At 59.0% G+C, this 24158-nt stretch carries 1 protein-coding gene; it reads right to left on the minus strand.

Translation table 11 applies throughout. The features are described 5' to 3' along the window. Positions 1 to 38: 38 nt before the first annotated feature. Entirely contained in the window at positions 39 to 24152 is a 24114-nt protein-coding gene (locus JK232_RS00405) for an Ig-like domain-containing protein (protein WP_212588634.1), read from the minus strand. Positions 24153 to 24158 lie beyond the last annotated feature (6 nt).

Raw genomic sequence — 24158 nt, forward strand, 5'->3', positions numbered from 1 at the left:
AAGCCCCTGCTGTAAATACAGCAGGGGCATATCAGTTATTAATAATCAGCGTGCTGATCATCCTGGTGGGACATCTCCATTGAACCGGCCATCATGTCTGCGCCCGCTACGGCAGCAGCATGGGGGTGGCCGCCGGACGCGGGACCGCTCTCTTCCGGCGCTTCCTGCATCGATGCCATTAATTTGGGTGAGGAGGTATCTACCGTCACACTGTGTTCAATGCGCTGGCTGTTGCCTGCTGTATCCACAATGTTCAGCACCAGGGCGTGCGTGCCGTCGGCCACCTCATTCAGTTCTACCGACCACTGGCCATTTTCATCCACCAGGCGCGTTACCGCTTCACCGCCATCGAGACTGACAGAGACTGTTGCCCCGGCCTCGCCGTGGCCGCGCAGGCCCAGGGTGCTGCTTTCACAGCGCCACTCATCCGGCTGATCGGCCCGGTTGGCCACTAACTGCGCATCAAACGCCTCAATCCGGGTATCCACCCTAAAGTCATAAGGCTCACTGGTGGCCTGATTACCGGCCTTGTCGGTCGCGGTGATCACCAAATGATAGTCGCCGTCTGCCAGCGGCTCAAGCGGGCTGAACGTCCACTCGCCAAGCTCATTTTTCACGGCATCGTACGCATTGCCGTTGAGGCTGACTGTCACGCTGTCGGCATCCGCGTCGACATCGGTAAACACAAAGCCCGGCGTGGTGTCGTTGATGATGTGGTTACCGTCCGGATCCGCGCCGGCGCTCACGCCCGGCTGTGACAGGGTCTGGTCAATCACCAGCGCGGTGTCGGTGGAGGCGGTGTTGCCCGCCGCATCCGTCACCGTCACGGTTATCGGCCAGGTGCCTTCGGCCAGCGCGTCCGGCAGCGTCAGGCGCCACCCCCCATCAGCCTGGGTGGCGAAACAGGTCGCCCCATTCACCGTGACCGCTACCTGCGTCACATCCGCGTCAATGTTGTCAAACAGCAGCGTCGGCGTCGCGGTGTTGATAAGCATGTCACCCCCGTCATCCCCTTCAACCGCCACCCGCGGCGCAGTGACGGACTGGTCAATCACCAGCGCGGTGGTGGTGGAGGCGGTGTTGCCCGCCGCATCCGTCACCGTCACGGTCACCGGCCAGGTGCCTTCGGCCAGCGGCTCCGGCAGCGTCAGGCGCCACACCCCGTCGGTCTGGGTGGCGAAACAGGTCGCCCCATTCACCGTGACGGCCACCTGCGTGGCATCCGCATCAATGTTGCTGAGCAGCAGCGTCGGCGTCGCCTTGTTGGTAATGAAATCCCCTTCGGCATCCCCTTCAAGGGCCACCTCCGGCGCGCTGACGGACAGGTCAACCACCAGCGCGGTGTCGGTGGAGGCAGTATTGCCCGCCGCATCGGTCACCGTCACCGTCACCGGCCAGGTGCCCTCGCCCAGCGGCTCCGGCAGCGTCAGGCGCCACACCCCGTCGGTCTGGGTGGCGAAACAGGTTGCCCCATTCACCGTAACCGCTACCTGCGTCACGTCCGCATCGATGTTGCTGAACAGCAACGTCGGGGTTGCTGTATTGATAAGCATGTCACCCCCGGCATCCCCTTCAATCGCCACGCCCGGCGCGGAGGTGGACTGGTCAATCACCAGCGAGGTGGTGGTGGTCGCGGTGTTGCCCGCCGCATCGGTCACCGTCACCGTCACCGGCCAACTGCCTTCGGCCAGCGGTTCCGTCAACGCCAGTCGCCATACGCCGTCCGCCTGGACGACCTCATAGTCGACCTCATTCACGGTCACCACCACCCTGGTCACATCCGCGTCAATGTTGCTCAGCAACAGCACCGGGGCCGCCTTGCTGGTGATGAAATCCCCCTCTGCATCGCCCTCAAGCGTCACCACCGGTGCGGCGAGCGTCTGGTCGATGACCAGCGACACCGTGGCGGACTGGGTATTGCCTGCGCCATCGGTCACGGTGACGGTGACCGGCCAGGTGCCGTCAGGCAGCGCCTCGCCCAGGGTCAGCGTCCAGGTGCCGGCCTCATTTTTCGCGGCGTGGTAACTCTGGCCGTTCACCGTCACCACCACCTGGGTGACATCGCTTTCGATATTCCCCAGGATCAGGGTCGGTGTCGCATCGTTGGTGAGTTTATCCCCCACCCGCCCGCCGTCAGAGGCGGTATCCAGCGCCAGGCCCGGCACTGAGCGCATAATATCGAACTGCACCGCCGGGCTGAGGTTGCCCGCCGCATCTTCCGCCTGCACGCTGGCTTTACCGGTCTCCGGGTAGGTGAAGACCGCGTTCCAGTTGCCGTACTTGTCCACTGCCGCGCTGGCGATAACCTCCCCGTCCTGATTTTTGATCAGGATCCTGCTGCCCGCTTCCCCTTTGCCGGACATCACCCACAGGCCATTGGCATCGAGGTAGAGCGAGTTATCCACCACCGGCGCCGCCGGGCCCTGGGTATCAATGACGGCGTTATGCACGATCGTCTGGGTGTTGCCTGCCGGGTCTGCAATGGTAAAGCTCAGCGCATAGGTGCCGTCGGCCAGCTCAGGCACGGTCATTGTCCAGAGCCCATCCTGCCCCACGACTGCCGAGGCCATCGCCATACCGGCAACAAACAGCGTCACCGTGGCCCCCGCCTCACCGCGCCCGAAGAAGGTCGGCGTCGTGGTGCTCAGCGCCCATTTATCCGCGGCCAACGATTTATTATCCTGAACATCCACGCTGAACGTGGTGATCCGGGTATCCACCACAATGGTCATTGTGGCCTCATTCACATTCCCGCCCCGGTCCCTGGAGATGAATTTGAAATGCATCTCGCCGTCACGCAGCACCATCTGGGGAATATCCGCACTCCAGACGCCGTCAGCATTTGCCCAGGCTTCGGTGACGGTCAGCCCGTTGACCAGAATCGTCATCTTGCTGCCGGCTTCCGCCTGCCCGGTCAATGTGGCGTTGCGGCTCAGGTCTGAAAGATAAATCACGCCGTTGTGGGTGATACTCTCAACAGACTCGCCGTTGATGCCCGTCAGCTCAATCGGCGTGGTATTGACGGTATCAATCACGAAGTTTTTGATATTCGAAGCCGCCGTGTTCCCGGCCGCATCGGTTATCTCAAAGCGCAGGGAGTGTGAACCGTCAGGCAGCACGTCCGGCACGGTATATTTCGCATCGGCAGTGGCCAGCGTAAAGGTTTCAACATACTTACCGTCAATGTAAACCGTCACCGACTGCCCTTTCTCGCCGGTGATATCAAATCTCGGCCGGGCGCTGGATGTCACGCTGTCGTTACTGAACAGGCCGTTGTCGCTGTCCATGCCGTTAATCTGGATAGCGGTGGCGGTATCGATGGTCACCAGAATGCGGGCGGAATCCGCCGTGTTTCCGGCCTGGTCTTCCGCCGTCACGCGCAGGGAGTACTCCCCATCCTTCATCGGCTCGGCCGGTTCCCAGGCCCAGAGGCCGTTCGCATCGGCGGTGACTGTCGCGACCACCACTTCATCCACCAGGATGCTGACCGTCGCCCCGGCTTCCGCCGTGCCGTGGAAGCGCGGCGTGTTGTCCCGGGTAATGTTGTCACTTTTCGAGGCGGAGTTGCTCTCCTCATCGAGTTTCAGCGTCGGGTAGTTGGTCACCGTGTCCAGCGTGAGGTGGTAATCCTGCGTGGAGGCCTGATTGCCTGCGATGTCGGTCATGGTGGCGGAAATGACGTACTCCCCGTCTTTGCCCAGCCCGACCGGCATACTCCAGTTGCCGTCCGCATCGACCGTGGCCGACCCGATGATCTCGCCGTTGACTTTCACCGTCACCGTCGCGTTGGCCTCGCCGGTCCCGGTGAGTTTAATCGACTGCTTATTGCTCAGCTCAGGCGGTGCCGCCATATCAAAGCCCACCACCGCACTGTCAATCACCACCACTGACGTGGCGCTGGTGGCGGTGTTCCCCGCCATGTCCGTGGACTCGAACCGCACCGCGTAACTGCCGTCAACGCTTTCCGGCAGGGTATAGCTGACCGCGCCGGAGGCATCCGCCATCACGGTCGCCACTTTCACGTCGTCGATATAGATATCCACTGACGCGCCCGGATCGGTCATGGCCGACAGGGTCGGGCTGGTATCGTTCGTCACCAGGTCGTAGGCATCGCCGCTGTTACTGCTGCGGGCCAGCGCCACGTCCGAGAGGCTGTTTTGCGTATCGCACTGGATAACCAGGTCTTTTTGGGTTTTGTTACCGGCTTTATCCTCCGCCAGGGCAATAAACCCATTAGCCCCCTCTTTCAGATCAACGGTGTAATGCCAGGTGCCGTCTTCCGCGACCATAACGTCTGCCACGAACGTCCCGTCAGCACGCGAGAGGGTCAGGGTCGACCCGGCCTCGGCTATCCCTTCCAACTGCACCTGGGTTTTATTGGTGATCAGGTCAGTGGTGCTGCGCCCGGTATCATCCGCATCATCCAGGTTTATCGTCAGCGTGGAGATATAGGTATCCAGGATGAAGGTTTCCGCCGGCGTCGTGACCGTATTCCCGGCGAGATCCGTGATCTCGAAGTGGATCCGGTGTTCGCCTTCGCCGGTGATCGCCGGTAAGGTGACCGTCCAGCTCCCCTCGCTGGAGGTATGGGTTTCAATCACATACTGGCCATCCACGAAGATTTTTATCTGCGCGCCCGGCTCCGTCGAGCCGGTCAGGGTGGGCGTACTGTCATTGACATAACCCTCTTTCGCCCCTGACATCGCCCAGTCCAGCGCTGCAACGTGTGTATCCACCACCAGTTGGCTGCCGTCTGAACGCAGCTCCTGTAACGTGTTCGGGTCAATGATCGCCGCCTGGACGTTGTAGGTGCCCTCCTCCAGCACCGGCAGCGCAAAGGTGTAACGGCCGGTGGAGTCACTCTGCACCTGGCCTGCCGCCACGTTATTCACATAAATGGTGACGGTGACACCCGGCAGGGTGATCCCGGTGAGGGTCGGTTTCACACTGTTGGTGATAAAGTCACCCAGCGCGCCGCTGTCGGTATCGCTGGTCAGCGTGATGGTCGGCGGATCCAGGTCAATCACCGGGATAATGAAGCCGAACGAGGTCTCCGGTGAGGTATTCCCCGCCCGGTCGGTGGCCGTGACCGCAATCACATGGTCACCGGAAAGCAGCGAACCCGGCGGCGTCCAGGCCCAGGCACCACTTGAGGAGGCCGTGATACTGGCCACCACATTGCCGTCAATTCTGATCGTCAGCGTCGCACCCGGTTCCGCCGTCCCTTTGAATTCCGGTGCCAGGTTCAGCGCCTCATGGGAGTTATCCGGCTCTGACTGTGCCAGCCCCACCGTCGGTGCCTCGGTTTTGGTGTCGATGGTAAAGCGGACATTTTGCTCAATGCTGTTGCCCGCGACATCTGTGGCCATCACGTTGAGGGTGTAAGGGCCGTCAACCAGTCCGGCCGCCGTAAAGACCCAGTTCCCCTCCCCATCGGCATCCTGTTCTACCGTCTGCACGACCAGGCCGTTCACATCTTTTATGGTCATGACCAGATGCGCATTGCTGTCGGTTTTCCCGTGGAAACCTGGGGTGGTGTCGTTGGTCAGCTGGTCGGTTTGCGATACGCCGCTGTCTGAGGCTGTTTCCATCTCCACCGAGAGGAGAATTTGGGTATCGACCACTAACGAGACGCTGCTTTCTGCCTGGTTGCCCGCCTTGTCCCTTACCGTGACGGTGGCGGTGTGTTCACCGTCCGGCAGGCTGTTTGGCTGGACTGTCCATTGCACGCCGTCAAAGGTTGCCTGGTAGCTGGTGCCGTTAATCTCAACCCTGACCGAATCCACATCCTCCGGGACGTTACTGATAACGAAGAGGGGTTGCGGCTGATTGGTGATGTTATCTGTGGCTGACATGCCGCTGTCACTCGCGTCCTGCATGTCGATAACCGGCACCGGGATCTGCGTATCCACTGTGAACGTCAGCACCTCAACCGACCGGTTACCCGCGATGTCGATCAGCTCAACCTGAAGGGTATAGCTGCCGTCGGCCAGGGTTTCCGCCGTAAAGATCCAGCGCCCGTCTTCGGGTGTTACCGCCGTAGTGACGCCATTCAGCGTCGCGTTCACCGCCACCAGCGTCTCCGCGGCGGTTATCTCAAACCTCGGTGCCGTGACGCAGGTCAGGTTATCGGTCACATTGCTGCCGGTATCGTCCAGCAGCGCCAGGCCCGGTGAAAGCACCTGGGTGTCCACCACAAAACTGTAGGTGGTGCTGCTGCTGTTCCCGGCTTTATCGGTATAGGACACCACGATTGCGTGGGTGCCGTCCTCCAGCGCATCGGGAATATCCCAGTAACCGGCCTGCGGGTCTGCCTGCCAGGTTTTGCCGCCCAATGACACGCTGACCTGGTAAATATCGTCCGGCACGTTGTTGATGATGATGCGCGGCTGCGTCACATTCGTGACGTTGTCACCGGCATCCCCGCTGTTGTCCATCTCCCGCAGGCTGACCTCCGGTGGCGGGCACTGGGTATCGACAATGAAATCAAGGGTATTGAACCGGGTATTGCCGGCCTGATCCTCAATCCTGACGGTGGCGGTATGCTGCCCGTCCTCCAGGGCGTCAGTATCCGGGATTTGGCACGCCCATCCGCCGTTCACTTTCTCTGCCTGGTAGGACTTCCCGTTCAGCAGCACCGTCACTGACCATACGTCGCTCTCCACATTGCTGATGGTGAATTTGGGGGTGGCGTCGTTGATCAGGTTGTCGTTGTTCAGGTAACCGGTATCGTCCGCCAGCGCAATCTGCGGAATGTTCAGGGTGGTATCCACCGTGAAGTCCAGCGAGGTCTGGGCGGTATTCCCGGCTTTGTCGGTAACGGACACCACCAGAGTATGGTGGCCATCCGCGAGCGCCGGCGCGGTAAATTGCCACTTGCCGGTCGCGTCCTTCACTACCGGCGTTTGTGCGCCGTTGTCGAGCACCAGCATCACGGTGACCACATCCTCCGGCACGGTAATGTTGAAGGTCGGCATATTTTGGGTGGTGCAGTTATCACTGTCTGAGCGCCCGGTATCATCCCCGACGGCAAAATCGACACTGACGGCGGTTTGCGTATCAATGGTGAACGCGATGGCCGAGTCTTTGACATTGCCCGCTTTGTCCGTGACTTGCACTTCCAGCGTATAGGCACCGTCCTGCAACGCCGCCGGCGGCGTAAAGCTCACCGGCGTTGACGAGAGGTTCACCGTATAGGTCTGGCCGCCCAGGCGCACGGTCAGGCTGTGTGCATCCGCAGGAATGCCGGTAAACACAAACATCGGCTGAGTGGTGCGGGTGTAGTTATCCACCTCGCTGATGCCGGAATCATCCGGATCACGCAGATCAACGGTCACCGGTACCAGGGTCGTGTCCACGACAAAATCAAGATGCTGGGTCGCGCTGTTCCCCGCCTTATCGTTGACCTCAATGGCAAGGGAGTGCGCGCCGTCCGGCAGGGCTTCCGGGCAGTTAAAGACCCATTTCCCATTATGTTTAGTCAAGGACACCCGCGCCCCGCCATCCAGCGAGGCATAGACGTGGGAAACGTCGTCCGCCACCCGGACGGTAAACGCCGGGCGGGTATCAGAGGTCAGGTGGTCGCTGCCGGAATAGCCGGTATCCTCAGACATCTCAATACCGTCAATGCGTACAAAGGTATCCACCACAAAACTCAGGGATTGCGTGCTCAGGTTGCCGGCTTTATCGGTGACGATCGCCGTTAACGTATAGCTGCCTGCCGCCAGCTCCGGCGCCGTCCACTGCCATTCACCCTGCGCATTTTTCGCGACGTCATAGGTGATGCCGTTCAGCACCACCTGGAGGGTGTACACATCCGGGTCAATATTGCTGAAGCTGAATTGCGGCTTCGTGTCATTTGTCAGGCGGTCGGTCTGGCTGTCACCGGTGTCAGACTGCGCCACCAGGGTGATAACCGGCTTCGACACGGTGGTATCGACCACAAAGGTGAAATCCTGGCTGTGGGTATTGCCGGCCCGGTCGGTGACATTCACCACCATCGTGTAGCTGCCGTCACTCAATGGCTGATCAGGGGTGAACACCCAGTTGCCTGTGCCATCCTGTTTGACCTGCACGGTTTTGCCGTCCAGCATAATCGTCATATTGACGACGTCATCATCAATATTACTGATAACAAACCCAGGGCGGTTCTTGCCGGTAAGGTGGTCGGCGGCGTCGGCCCCGGTGTCATCCCCCGGTGCGAAGGCGACCACCGGTTGGGACAACTGGTTGTCGAACGTGATCACTGTCGAGGCGGTTGAGGCGTTGCCTGCGACATCCGTCACCTGCACCACCAGCGTATAGTCGCCAGAGGTGCTCAATACCGGCGAGGTCACAGACCATTCGCCGTCTGCCGTTTTCGTGACGCTGCACGCCATACCGTTAAGGGTGGCCGTCATCGACACCACATCGTCTGACGTGGTCACCCTGAATTTCGGCTGCTCCGCATGGGTAATGTTGTCCACCGCGGAAATGCCCGTATCGTTCTGCAACGTGATGAGGTCCACAGACACCGAGGTGTCAATCACGAAGTCAAAGGCGGTGGTGCGCTGATTGCCGGCCTGGTCATTCACCACGGCCAGCAATTGGTAATTGCCGTCCGCCAGGCCCGCCGGCGGGGTAAAGATCCAACTGCCGTCAGACTGTGCCGTCACCGGGTAGCTGACGCCGTTCAGGGTGACAAACACGCTCAGCACATCCTCCGGCACGCCGGTCAGGGCGAAGCGCGGCATCGTCTCGTTGGTGATATTGTCGTCTGCGACGCCGGAATCATCCTGGCTCAGCATATCGACCACCAGCGGTGCCAGCGTGGTATCCACCGTAAAGGCCTGATCCTGGGTGGCGGTGTTCCCGGCATTATCCGTGACGGTTACCGTCAGGGTGTGTTCCCCCTCCGCCAGCCCCTGCGGCAGATCAATCACCCAGCCCTGCTCACCATAGACAGCCTGAATCGCCTCGCCGCCATCCACGGATACCATGACAGCCTGTGCATCGTCCGGGGCGGTAATGGTGAACTGCGGCCCGGTGGTGTTGGTCATCCAGTCGTTAAGGGTGCCGGTGTCATCATTGAGCACGATGCCGTCAACGCGGGTCTGGGTGTCAATCTCCAGCGGCAGGGTCACGATGCGCACGTTGCCCGCATCGTCCGTCACCGTGACCTGTACGGTATAGGTGCCGTCAGCCAGGCTTTCCGGCAGGGTGAAGGTTGCCGTGCCCTGGGAGACCGGCACCGGCCAGGTTTTGCCGTCCACCGTCAGGGTGATCGCTGCCACATCCGCATCCAGGTTGCCGATGCGGAAGGCAGGCTGGGTGTTATTGGTCAGGCTGTCGCTGTTGCTGATCCCGGTGTCATCCTGGCTGTTCAGGGCCAGGGTCGGCAGTGACAGGGTGCTGTCCACCGTGAAGTCCAGCGACTGATGGTGGGTATTGCCCGCCAGATCGGTGACGGTGGCCGTCACCTTATGCTGGCCATCCGCCAGTTCAGCAGGCACGGTGAAGTGCCACTGGCCCGCCGCATCACGCACGGCCGCCTGCGGCACACCGCCGTCTACGCTGACCATCACCGTCACCACGTCGGCATCAGTGGCAATCGCGAAACCCGGGGTTTTGTCGTTGGTCTGGTTGTCACCGGCGACACCGGAGTCATCACTCAGCGTGATCACCGGTTCATGGGTGACCGTATCGATGGTCACACTCAGCGGCGCAGAATCGGCGGTATTGCCCGCCACATCGCTGACCCGGACCTGGACGGTGTAGTCGCCGTCCACCAGCGCCGGCGCGGTAAAGTGCCAGCTGTCACCGGCCTTCGTGGCCGGGTACGCGATGCCGTTGATCAGCACCTCGGCCTTGACCACGTCCGCATCGAGGTTGCTCAGGACAAACGCCGGGGTAGTGTCACGGGTGACATTATCGTGCGCGCTCATCCCACTGTCTGAACTCTGCGCCAGCTCAATCACCGGCACGGTCAGCTGGGTATCGACCGTAAAACCAAGGGTGCTGGTGGCGGTGTTGCCCGCGATGTCAGTGATGATCGCGGTCGCCGTATAGGTGCCGTCCTCAAGGGCGGCCGGCAGCGTGAAGGCGCGCCCCGCACTCAGGTCGATCTCATACTCGGCGCCATTGCTCAGCACCAGTGTCAGGCCGGCCGCATCCTCCGGCAACTGGCCAAAGGTGAAGGCCGGTGTGGTATCACGGGTAACGCCGTCAGTGACGCTGCTGCCGGTGTCTGATTCGGCCACCAGCGCCAGCGTGACCGGGGCAACCTCCGTATCCACCGTAAAGGTCAGTTCGCCCGACGTCGCGGTGTTGCCCGCGTCATCCGTCACGCTTACCTGCACGGCATAATCGCCATCGGTGAGTTCCGGTGCGGTAAAGCGCCAGACGCCGCCCTCGCGCGTCGCCGGGTAGGCGGTGCCGTTAATCAGCACCTCGACCGTGACCGCATCGGCGTCAATATTGCTCAGGGTAAACGACGGCGTTTTCACATTGGTGATGTTATCGCTGTTCGCCGCGCCGCTGTCTGACGCCTCGTTCAGGTCAATGGCCGGCACGCTGACCAAGGTATCGAGGGTAAAGGTATAAGCCGCGCCCTGGGTGCTGTTGCCCGCCTTGTCCGTGACGGTCACGTCCAGGGTGTGCTCCCCGTCAGTGAGCGCCGACGGCACGGCAAACGTCCACCGGCCCGCCGCATCCTGCACCGCGGCCTGCGCCGCGCCGCCGTCCACACTCACCATCACCGTCACCACATCGGTATCGGTGATGATGGCGAAGCCCGGTGTGGTATCGCTGGTCTGGTTATCGCCCACTACGCCGGAGTCATCCATCAGCGTGATGACCGGCGCGTTCGTCACCGTATCGACAGTCACGTTCAGCGCCGCCGAGGTCGCGACGTTGCCCGCGTCGTCGGTTACGCGCACCTGCACGGCGTAGTCACCATCGGCGAGTTCCGGCGCGGTAAAGTGCCAGGTGTCACCCGTCTTCATCACCGGGTACGCCGTGCCGTTGATCAGCACCTCGACCTTCACGGCATCCGCGTCGATATTGCCCAGGGTAAACGCCGGATTGTTGACGTTGGTGATGTTGTCGGCCGACGCGGCGCCGCTGTCTGACGCCTCATCAAGATCGAGCGTCGGTATGCTCAGCGTGGTATCCACGGTAAAGGCGAACGCGTCACCGCGGGTGCTGTTACCGGCGTTGTCGGTCACGGTCACCACCAGGCTGTGTTCGCCGTCATTGAGGGCGGAAGGCACGGCAAAGTGCCACTGGCCCGCCGCATCCTTCACCGCGGCCTGTGCGGCGGTGCCGTCCACGCTCACCATCACCACATCGGTGTCAGTGACGATGGCGAAGCCCGGCATCGCATCGTTGGTCTGGTTATCACCGGCGACACCGGTGTCATCACTTAACGTCACCACCGGCGCGTTGACGGTGGTATCGATCGTCACATTCAGCGCCGATGAGGTCGCGGTATTCCCTGCGTCATCGGTGACGCGTACCTGCACGGCATACTCGCCATCCGCCAGCTCCGGCGCGGTGAAACTCCAGTTTTCCCCGGTCTTGGTGGCGGGATAAACCGTGCCGTTGATCAGCACTTCCACTGTTACCGCATCGGCGTCGATATTGCCCAGGGTAAACGACGGCGTTTTCACATTGGTGATGTTATCGCTGTTCTCTGCGCCGCTGTCGGACGCCTCCACCAGGTCAATCACCGGAAGCGTGACGGTGGTATCCACGGTAAAGGCGAATGCCTCAGCGCTGATGCTGTTACCGGCCACATCCGTGACCGTCACGATCAGGGAATGCTCGCCGTCACTGAGTGCCGAAGGCGTGACAAAGTGCCACTGCCCTGCCGCATCCTGTACCGCCGCCTGCGGTGCGCCGCCGTCGATGCTGACCATTACGGTCACCACGTCGCTGTCGGTGGCAATCGCAAAGCCTGGCGTGGTGTCGTTGGTCTGGTTGTCACCGGCGACACCGGTGTCATCACTTAACGTCACTACCGGCGCAGTAATCGCCGTATCGACTGTGATATTCAACGCCGTTGACGTTGCGGTGTTACCCGCATCGTCGGTGACAATGACCTGCACCGCGTGCTCGCCGTCTGTGAGTTCCGGCGCGGTAAAGCGCCAGACGCCGCCCTCAAGGGTTGCCGGGTAAAGGGTGCCGTTGATCAGCACTTCCACCGTCACCGCATCGGCGTCGATATTGCTCAGGGTAAACGACGGGGTCTTCACATTGGTGATGTTATCAGCCGAATCTGCCCCGCTGTCTGACACATCATTCAGGTCAATCACCGGAAGCGTGACGGTGGTATCGATGGTGAAGGCGAATGCCTCACCGCTGAGGCTGTTACCGGCGTTGTCAGTAACGGTGACCACCAGATTATGCTCGCCATCTGAGAGCGCCGAAGGCACGGCAAAGTGCCACTGCCCCGCCGCATCCTGCACTGCCGCCTGTGGTGCGCCGCCGTCGATGCTGACCATCACGGTCACCACATCGCTGTCAGTGGCGATGGCGAAGCCCGGCGTGGTGTCATTGGTCTGGTTGTCGCCCGGCACGCCGCTGTCATCGAGCAGCGTGATGACCGGCGCGTTGATGGCGGTATCGATCAGCACCGCCGTCGAGGTGGAGATCGCGCTGTTACCGGCATCATCCGTGACGCTCACTTGCACAGTGTACTCGCCGTCTGTGAGTTCCGGCGCGGTAAAGCGCCAGACGCCGCCCTCCTGCGTCGCTGCGTAGGTGATGCCGTTGATCAGCACCCCGACCGTCACCGCATCGGCATCAACGTTGTTGAGCGTGAAGGTCGGCGTGGTGTCATGGGTAATATTATCCGCCGCGTTCGCGCCGGTGTCTGAGGCGTCATCCAGATCGATCGCCGGGGTAGTGACGGTGGTATCCACGGTAAAGGCGAACGCCTCACCGCTGAGGCTGTTACCGGCGTTGTCGGTCACGGTCACGACGAGATTATGCTCGCCGTCAGCGAGGGTGGAAGGCGTGACAAAGTGCCACTGCCCCGCCGCATCCTGGGTCGCGGCCTGCGGTGCGCCGCCGTCGATGCTGACCATCACGGTCACGACGTCGCTGTCGGTGGTAATTGCAAAGCCCGGCGTGGTGTCGTTGGTCTGATTGTCACCCTGTACGCCGCTGTCATCACTTAATGTGACGACTGGGGCATTAATGGTGGTATCGACGGTGACATTCAGCGCCGCTGAGGTTGCGGTATTACCGGCATCATCGGTGACATTTACTTGCACGGCATACTCGCCGTCCGCCAGCTCCGGTGCGGTAAAGCGCCAGACGCCGCCCTCCAGCGTGGCCGGGTACGCGGTGCCGTTGATCAGCACTTCAACCGTCATCGCGTCCGCGTCAATATTGCTCAGGGTGAAGGTTGGCGTCTTCACATTGGTGATGTTGTCGACCGAGTCTGCGCCGCTGTCTGAGGCGTCATTCAAATCGATCGTTGGGATATTGACGGTAGTATCCACGGTAAAGGCGAACGCCTCGCCGCTGAGGCTGTTGCCCGCCACATCGGTGACCATCACCACCAAATTATGCTCGCCGTCAGTGAGTGCCGAAGGCGTGACAAAGTGCCATTGGCCTGCCGCATCCTGCACTGCCACCTGCGGCGCACCGCCGTCGATGCTGACCATCACGGTGACCACGTCGCTGTCGGTGGTAATCGAGAAGCCCGGCGTGGTGTCGTTGGTCTGGTTGTCACCGGCGACACCGGTGTCATCACTTAATGTGACGACTGGGGCATTAATGGTGGTATCGACGGTGACATTCAGCGCCGCTGAGGTCGCCGTATTGCCCGCATCATCGGTGACGCTTACCTGCACGGCATACTCGCCGTCTGCCAGCTCCGGTGCGGTAAAGCTCCAGACGCCGCCCTCAAGGGTTGCCGGGTAAAGGGTGCCGTTGATCAGCACCCCGACCGTCACCGCATCGGCGTCGATATTGCTCAGGGTGAAGGTTGGCGTCTTCACATTGGTGATGTTGTCGGCCGAGTCTGCGCCGCTGTCTGAGGCGTCATTCAAATCGATGGTTGGGATATTGACGGTAGTATCCACGGTAAAGGCGAACGCCTCGCCGCGGGTGCTGTTACCGGCCACATCGGTAACGGTCACGACGAGATTATGCTCGCCGTCAGCGAGTGCCGAAGGCGTGACAAAGTGCCATTGCCCCGCCGCATCCTGTACCGCCGCCTGCGGTGCGCCGCCGTCGATGCTCACCATCACGGTCACGACGTCGCTGTCGGTGGTAATCGCAAAGCCCGGCGTGGTGTCGTTGGTCTGGTTGTCACCGGCGACACCGGTGTCATCACTCAGGGTAATTACTGGCGCGCTGATGGCGGTATCAATCAGCACCGCCGTCGCGGTGGAGATTGCGGTATTGCCCGCGTCGTCAGTGACGCTCACCTGCACCGCATATTCGCCATCCGCCAGTTCCGGTGCGGTAAAGCTCCAGGTTTCCCCGGTTTTGGTGGCAGGATAAACCGTGCCGTTGATCAGCACTTCCACCGTCACTGCGTCGGCGTCAACGTTGTTGAGCGTGAAGGTCGGCGTGATGTCATGGGTAATATTATCCGCCGCGTTCGCGCCGGTGTCTGAGGCGTCATCCAGGTCAATCACCGGAATATTGACGGTAGTATCGACGGTAAAAGCAAACGCCTCGCCGCTGAGGCTGTTACCCGCCACATCGGTAACGGTCACCACCAGATTGTGCTCACCGTCAGTGAGTGCCGAAGGCGTGACAAAGTGCCATTGCCCCGCCGCATCTTGTACCGCCGCCTGCGGCGCGCCGCCGTCAATGCTCACCATCACGGTGACCACATCGCTGTCAGTGGCAATCGCAAAGCCCGGCGTGGTGTCGTTAGTCTGGTTGTCACCGGCGATACCGGTGTCATCACTTAACGTCACTACCGGCGCAGTAATCGCCGTATCCACGGTGATCGTCAGCGCGGCTGAGGTCGCCGTATTGCCCGCGTCATCCGTCACGCTCACCTGCACGGCATACTCGCCGTCTGCCAGTTCCGGTGCGGTAAAGCTCCAGGTTTCCCCGGTTTTGGTGGCGAGATAAACCGTGCCGTTGATCAGCACTTCCACCGTCACCGCGTCCGCGTCAATATTGCTCAGGGTGAAGGTCGGCGTCTTCACATTGGTGATGTTGTCGGCTGAATCGGCACCGCTGTCTGACGCATCATTCAAATCGATGGTTGGGATATTCACCGTGGTATCGACGGTAAAGGCAAACGCCTCGCCGCTGAGGCTGTTACCGGCGTTGTCGGTCACGGTCACGACGAGATTATGCTCGCCGTCAGCGAGGGTGGAAGGCGTGACAAAGTGCCATTGCCCCGCGGCGTCTTGTACCGCCGCCTGCGGTGCACCGCCGTCGATGCTGACCATCACGGTCACTACATCGCTGTCGGTGGTAATCGCAAAGCCCGGCGTGGTGTCGTTGGTCTGGTTGTCACCGACTACGCCGCTGTCATCACTTAATGTGACGACTGGGGCATTAATGGTGGTATCGACGGTGACATTCAGCGCCGCTGAGGTTGCGGTATTACCGGCATCATCGGTGACATTTACTTGCACCGCATACTCGCCGTCTGCCAGCTCCGGCGCAGTGAAACTCCAGGTCTCCCCGGTTTTTATAGCGGGATAAACCGTGCCGTTGATCAGTACTTCCACCGTCACCGCATCGGCGTCGATATTGCTCAGGGTAAACGCCGGATTGTTGACGTTGGTGATGTTGTCGGCCGAGTCTGCGCCGCTGTCTGACGCGTCATTCAGATCGATGGTTGGGATATTGACGGTAGTATCGACGGTAAAAGCAAACGCCTCACCGCTGGTGCTGTTACCCACCATATCGGTAACGGTCACCACCAGATTGTGCTCACCGTCAGCGAGGGTGGAAGGCGTGACAAAGTGCCACTGCCCTGCTGCATCCTGGGTCGCGGCCTGCGGTGCGCCGCCGTCGATGCTCACCATCACGGTCACGACGTCGCTGTCGGTGGTAATCGCAAAGCCCGGCGTGGTGTCATTAGTCTGGTTGTCACCCTGTACGCCGCTGTCATCGAGCAGCGTGATGACCGGCGCGCTGATGGCGGTATCAATCAGCACCGCCGTCGAGGTAGAGATTGCGGTATTGCCCGCGTCGTCAGTGACGCTCACCTGCACCGCATATTCGCCATCCGCCAGTTCCGGTGCTGTGAAACTCCAAGTCTCCCCGGTTTTGATGGCGGGATAGATCGTACCGTTGATCAGCACCTCGACCGTTACCGCGTCCGCGTCGATATTGCTCAGGGTGAAGGTTGGCGTCTTCACATTGGTGATGTTATCAACCGAGTCTGCGCCGCTGTCTGAGGCGTCATCCAGATCGATGGTTGGGATATTCACCGTGGTATCCACGATAAAAGCAAATGCCTCGCCGCTGAGGCTGTTACCGGCGTTGTCGGTCACAGTCACGACGAGATTATGCTCGCCATCACTGAGGGTGGAAGGCGTGACAAAGTGCCACTGCCCTGCTGCATCCTGGGTCGCGGCCTGCGGCGCAGCGCCGTCGATGCTGACCATCACCGTCACAACGTCGCTGTCGGTGGTAATCGCAAAGCCCGGCGTGGTGTCGTTGGTCTGGGTGTCACCGGCGACACCGGTGTCATCGCTTAACGTCACCACCGGTGCGTTGATGACTGTATCGATCAGCACCGCTGTCGAGGTTGAAATCGCCGTGTTGCCCGCATCATCGGTAACGCTTACCTGCACGGTATACTCGCCGTCTGTGAGTTCCGGTGCGGTAAAGCGCCAGACTCCGCCCTCCAGCGTGGCTGGGTACGCGGTGCCGTTGATCAACACCTCCACCGTTACCGCATCAGCATCAACGTTGTTGAGCGTGAAGGTCGGCGTGATGTCATGGGTAATATTATCCGCCGCGTTCGCGCCGGTGTCTGACGCGTCATTCAGATCAATCACCGGGATATTGACGGTAGTATCGACGGTAAAAGCAAACGCCTCGCCGCTGATGCTATTGCCCGCCACATCCGTAACAGTGACGCTCAAAGAGTGTTCGCCGTCAGTGAGTGCCGAAGGCGTCACAAAGTGCCATTGCCCCGCGGCGTCTTGTACCGCCGCCTGCGGCGCACCGCCGTCAATGCTCACCATCACGGTCACGACGTCGCTGTCGGTGGCAATCGCAAAGCCGGGCGTGGTGTCGTTGGTCTGGTTATCACCGGCGACACCGGTGTCATCACTTAACGTCACTACCGGCGCAGTAATCGCCGTATCCACGGTGACCGTCAGCGCGGCTGAGGTCGCGGTGTTACCCGCATCATCAGTAACATTCACTTGTAACGTGTAGTCACCGTCTGCCAGCTCCGGCGCGGTGAAGCTCCAGGTTTCCCCGGTTTTGGTGGCGGGATAAACCGTGCCGTTGATCAGTACTTCCACCGTTACCGCGTCGGCGTCAATATTGCTCAGGGTGAAGGTTGGCGTCTTCACATTGGTGATGTTGTCCGCAACATCGGCACCGCTGTCTGACGCGTCATTCAGATCGATGGTGGGGATATTCACCGAGGTATCGACGGTAAAGGCAAACGCCTCACCGCTGGTGCTGTTACCCGCCACATCGGTAACGGTAACGGTAACGATCAGAGAATGGTCACCATCTGCCAATACTGAAGGCGCGACGAAATGCCACTGGCCTGCCGCATCTTGTACCGCCGCCTGCGGCGCACCGCCGTCAATGCTCACCATCACGGTGACGACGTCGCTATCGGTGGTAATCGCAAAGCCCGGCGTGGTGTCGTTGGTCTGGTTGTCACCGGCGACACCGGTGTCATCGCTCAGGGTAATTACTGGCGCAGTAATCGCCGTATCGACGGTGACATTCAGCGCGGCTGACGTCGCGGTATTACCTGCGTCATCAGTAACATTCACTTGTAACGTGTAGTCACCGTCTGCCAGCTCCGGCGCGGTGAAACTCCAGGTCTCCCCGGTTTTGGTGGCGGGATAAGTGGTGCCGTTGATCAGCACTTCCACCGTTACCGCGTCGGCATCGATATTGCTCAGGGTAAACGACGGGGTCTTCACATTGGTGATGTTGTCGGCCGAGTCTGCGCCGCTGTCTGAGGCGTCATTCAGATCGATGGTTGGGATATTCACCGAGGTATCGACAGTAAAGGCGAACGCCTCGCCGCTGGTGCTGTTACCGGCCACATCGGTAACGGTCACCACTAGATTGTGCTCACCGTCAGCCAATGCGGAAGGCGTGACAAAGTGCCACTGGCCTGCGGTGTCCTGCACTGCCGCCTGCGGCACACCGCCGTCAATGCTCACCATCACGGTCACGACGTCGCTGTCAGTCGCAATCGCAAAGCCCGGCGTGGTGTCGTTGGTCTGGTTGTCACCAGCTACGCCGGTGTCATCGCTCAGGGTAATTACTGGCGCGTTGATGGCTGTGTCGATCAGTACCGCTGTGGATGTTGAAATCGCGGTGTTGCCCGCATCATCGGTGACGCTCACCTGCACGGTATACTCGCCATCCGCCAGCTCCGGCGCGGTAAAGCTCCAGGTCTCCCCGGTTTTAGTGGCCGGATAAACCGTGCCGTTGATCAGCACTTCCACCGTTACCGCGTCGGCGTCAACGTTGTTGAGCGTGAAGGTCGGCGTGATGTTATGGGTAATATTATCCGCCGCGTTCGCGCCGGTGTCTGACGCGTCATCCAGGTCAATCACCGGAATATTGACGGTAGTATCGACGGTAAAAGCAAACGCCTCACCGCTGGTGCTGTTACCGGCCACATCGGTGGCGGTGACGATCAGGGAGTGTTCGCCGTCACTGAGTGCCGAAGGCGTGACAAAGTGCCACTGGCCCGCCGCATCCTGCACTGCCGCCTGCGGTGCACCACCGTCGATGCTGACCATCACGGTCACCACATCACTATCGGTGGTAATCGCAAAGCCCGGCGTGGTGTCATTGGTCTGGGTGTCGCCTTGAACACCGGTGTCATCACTCAGGGTAATCACCGGCGCAGTAATCGCCGTATCCACAGTGATCGTCAGCGCCGCTGAGGTCGCGGTATTGCCCGCGTCATCGGTGACGCTTACCTGCACCGCATACTCGCCGTCCGCCAGTTCTGGTGCAGTGAAGCTCCAGGTTTCCCCGGTTTTGGTGGCCGGATAAACCGTGCCGTTGATCAGTACTTCCACCGTTACCGCGTCCGCGTCGATATTGCTCAGGGTAAACGTCGGCGTCGTTACATTGGTGATGTTGTCGGCTGAATCGGCACCGCTGTCTGATACATCATTCAGGTCAATCACCGGAAGCGTGACGGTGGTATCGATGGTGAAGGCGAATGCCTCACCGCTGAGGCTGTTACCGGCATTGTCAGTGACGGTGACCACCAGATTATGCTCGCCATCTGAGAGCGCCGAAGGCGTCACAAAGTGCCATTGCCCCGCGGCGTCTTGTACCGCCGCCTGTGGTGCGCCGCCGTCGATGCTGACCATCACCGTCACCACATCGCTGTCAGTCGCAATCGCAAAGCCCGGCGTGGTGTCGTTGGTCTGGTTATCACCGGCGACACCGGTGTCATCACTTAACGTCACTACCGGCGCAGTAATCGCCGTATCCACAGTGATCGTCAGCGCCGCTGAGGTCGCGGTATTGCCCGCGTCGTCGGTGACGTTTACCTGCACGGCATACTCGCCGTCTGTGAGTTCCGGTGCGGTGAAGCTCCAGGTCTCCCCGGTTTTTGTAGCGGGATAGATCGTGCCGTTGATCAGCACTTCCACCGTCACCGCATCGGCGTCGATATTGCTTAGGGTAAACGTCGGCGTAGTCACGTTGGTGATGTTGTCCGCAACATTGGCCCCGGTATCGGACGCATCATTCAGATCGATAACCGGGATCGTGACGGTAGTATCGACAGTGAAGCCAAACGCCTCACCGCTGAGGCTGTTACCGGCGTTATCGGTCACGGTCACAATCAGGGCGTGTTCGCCATCTGCCAAAGCGGAACGCGTGACAAAGTGCCATTGCCCCGCCGCATCCTGGGTCGCGGCCTGTGGTGCACTGCCGTCGATGCTCACCATCACGGTGACCACATCCGCATCAGTTGCGATCGCAAAGCCCGGCGTGGTGTCGTTGGTCTGGTTGTCACCGGCGACACCGGTGTCATCGCTCAGGGTAATGACCGGGGCATTCACTGCGGTATCGACGGTGACATTCAGCGCCGCTGAGGTCGCGGTATTACCGGCATCATCGGTGACGCTCACCTGCACGTCATACTCGCCGTCGGCCAGTTCCGGCGCAGTGAAGCTCCAGGTTTCCCCGTTTTTGGTGGCGGGATAAATGGTGCCGTTGATCAGCACTTCCACCGTTACCGCATCGGCATCGATATTGCTCAGGGTGAAGGTTGGCATCTTCACATTGGTGATGTTGTCCGCAACATCGGCACCGCTGTCTGACGCGTCATTCAGATCGATGGTTGGGATATTGACGGTGGTATCGACGGTAAAGGCAAACGCCTCGCCGCTGATGCTGTTGCCCGCCACATCCGTGACCGTCACGATCAGGGAATGCTCGCCATCACTGAGGGTGGAAGGCGTGACAAAGTGCCATTGCCCCGCCGCATCCTGGGTCGCCGCCTGCGGTGCGCCGCCGTCGATGCTGACCATCACGGTGACCACGTCGCTGTCGGTGACGATCGCGAAGCCCGGCGTGGTGTCGTTGGTCTGGTTATCACCGGCGACACCGGTGTCATCACTTAACGTCACTACCGGTGCATTTATCGCGGTATCAATAGTGATTATTAACGCGTCTGACGTTGTACTATTTCCTGCCAAATCGGTAATTGTCGCGGAAATAACATGCTCGCCATCGCTCAGGCCGACTGGTGCAGTAAATGCCCAGCTTCCGTTATTCTGTGTTACCGGATAATCAACACCATCAATAGTTATCGTGACATGTGTAACGTCTTTATCCACGTTATTCAGCACGAACTCCGGGTTTTTACTATTAATGATATTGTCGGTTGGTGATATCCCGGTATCAGCGTGCGCCGCCAAATCAACAGATGGAATATTCAGCGAGGTATCAACCGTGATATTGAGTTTCTCTGACGTCGCGGTGTTCCCCGCTACATCCATTACCGTCACATGGAATGCATAACTTCCCTCAGCGAGAGGGTCTGAATAAGAGTACGTAAATTGCCAATGGCCATTTGCATCCGCGCTGGCCTTGCCGACATTATTGCCGTCACAATAAACCGTGACGCTGGCGAAAGGTTCAGCCGTCCCGCTAAATGACGGTGAGCTGATATTAGTGATGTGGTCTTGCGCACTGTCACCACTGTCACTGTCTAAATTCAGCGTAGGAAGGTCAGTATGCAGGTCGATAATCACAGGGACGGGCACTGAACTTGCGCTATTACCTGCAATATCCGTGGAGACGACCATTACGCTGTATTCGCCCTCCGCTAATTTTTTATCAGCCGGCACCCGGAAACTCCAGTTGCCGTTTTTATCCGCCACCGCGCTGCCGTAATTTATACCGTTAACAAAAAGAGCAACTTCAGCCCCTGCTTCTGCCGTCCCTTTAAAAAGAGGCTGGGGATCTTTGGTGATACTGTCGTTATCATCGACCCCGGTATCTGACGCCGCATCGATCATTAATGTCGGCGTATCGGTAACGGTATCGATCACCAGATCATAGGTTGAATTCGCAACGTTTCCGATTTCATCTTTGGCGATGATGCCGACTTTATAAACATCATCAGCCAGCGCCGGGTTCGGGTTTATTTCACATGCCCAAACCCCGTTTTCATCTGCCAGGGCGGTGCCCAGCAGGCGGCCATCAAGCATAATCGACACGGTGGCATATTTCTCAGCCGTACCATGCAGTTGAAGCATATCGTTATGGTTGGTGATCCAGTCACTGTTGCTGGAACCGGCATCATCTTCGGCATCTAAGGCCGCGACGGGTATTAATGTTTCGGTATCTACCGTAAATGGGTAGACGTCGGAAGGAAGCGAGATATTGCCGGCCAGATCGGTGGCCGTCACCGTCACGTTATATTCACCGTCCTTCAGCGCGGCCGTTATTTCATAGGACCAGGTTCCGTTCTCGTCTGCCTGCACCGTGGCGTATTTTTTGCCCTCGATAAAAATCGTCACCGTGCTGCCGGCTTCCGCGCTGCCGTGTAAATGCGGCGTATTGTCTGATGTCAGCGTGTCACCTGAACGGGAGGTGACAGACTCTTCCAGCATAACGGTTGGGATCTCAGGAGGAACGGTATCCAGGGTATAGCTGAAATCATAATCCTGGGTATTACCGGCCACATCGACAACGGTAATAACCAGCTGGTTTATCCCTTCCGCGGAATCCCCAGGGAATTGGAAAGTAAAACTGCCGTTTTGCGCGGCCTTAATATCAATGCTTTCCCCGGTAGTAATATTTTTTACCGTCAGCTGGCTGAACGCGTCTGTTTTTCCTGAAAACGTCGGGTTAACAACGTTGGTGCAATTATCACCCATAATACCGCTGTCATTGCCTGCCGCTAACTGGAGGGAAAATGCATCGATATTGGTGTCAATTTCAATATCAACCTGATTGGATGACGTATTCCCCGCGCGATCTGAGGCAATCACCTGAACAGTATAATTGCCGTCAGCCAAAATCACGTCGCTGTCGAGGGTATAATGCCAATTCCCTTTATCATCAACCGCTACGTCAGTTATTTTGTAGCCGTTGACATAGAGTTCAAGCACAGAGTCTGGCTCGGCTTTACCGTGGAAGCCGGGGGTTATCTCGTTGGTTAACAGATCGTCAGAATAAATGCCGGTATCACTGCTCTCGTCAAGAAGGATTTCCGGCATTTCAGGCGGGATAGTGTCGAGCGTGATCACGCCGGAAGTACTCGCGCTGTTATCCGCCCGGTCAGTGGCAATAATAACAATGTCATTCGTGCCTTCTTTCAGCTCCCCCTCACTGAATTGATATGACCAGTTCCCGTCAGCATCGGCTTTTACCGTCGCCAATAATGTCTCATTGGCATAAATATCAATACTGGCATTGGCCTCAGCCGTGCCTTCGATTTTCGCCTGGGCAAAACGCGTTAAATTCTCCCCCGGAATCTGGTCTTCCAGTGGAATAGCGTATTGTTGGCTGAGCTCAAACGTTGGCGCGTCCGTCACGGTGTCAATGGTCACCATCACCTGAATACTGCCGCTGCCGCCTTTTCCATCATCCACATCAGCCTGCACCGTGTGCTGGCCATCAGCCAGCGCAGAAGGAACAGGAATAACAAAGTTACCCATGCCGTCTGATGTCGCCAATGCGACAACAATGCCGTCAATTTTTAATGTCACGGTGGCATTAGGCTCAGTAGACCCAATAAATACAGGGTTAACGGCGCTGGTGATATTATCGTTTTTCACGCCGCTGTCACTGCGCTCATCAAGCTTCAACGAAATATCCAACGGCTTGACAATAATATCTTCACCCTCGGCAGTGCTGGCCGACGAAGAGGAAAAAGAGGAGTGGCTGTCTTCCAATTTAAGGCGTTCAGACTCAGCGACCCCTTCTTCCTCCATTTTTTTCTTTTTAGGAAATGCAGGTTGCTGCGCATCGCCCAATTCTGCCGACACGCCGCCGCTGGTCGCTGCCTGTTGCTTTGCTTTATTGTCCAGGAACTCCTGCAGTTGCTGCTCAACGTCTTTTGCCGCTTTCTGCGCCTCTTCCGCCTCCGCCTTTAATGCTTCAGCCTCTTTCTTTATGTTCTCCGCTTCTTTATTGACGTCCGCGAGGCGTTTTTCATACTCTTTTTGTTTGTTATCGGCACGCTCTTGTTGTGTGTTGTTCTGCCGGGCGTCAGATAAGGACGAATCAAGCCGTTCAATTTCCAGGTTGCTCAAATCAATAGATTTAAGCAACTGATTACCGGAAATCTCACCATCTTTAAAAGCAAAAGCCACCTTGCTGTTTTCAAGGCTGGAGTACATCGCGCCATTGACAATATTTACCGTCTGGCCGCCGGCGAAAATAAATTTCAAGTCAGTGCCGCTAATAACGAAACGCGCTTCTTCCTGACTTCCGTACTGGCTGAGGTCAACGATAGAGCTATCATTGATAAAAATTGTTTTATTACTCATTCTGTC

The sequence above is a fragment of the Nissabacter archeti genome (assembly GCF_018257325.1).
In the GTDB taxonomy this organism is placed as follows: domain Bacteria; phylum Pseudomonadota; class Gammaproteobacteria; order Enterobacterales; family Enterobacteriaceae; genus Chimaeribacter; species Chimaeribacter arupi.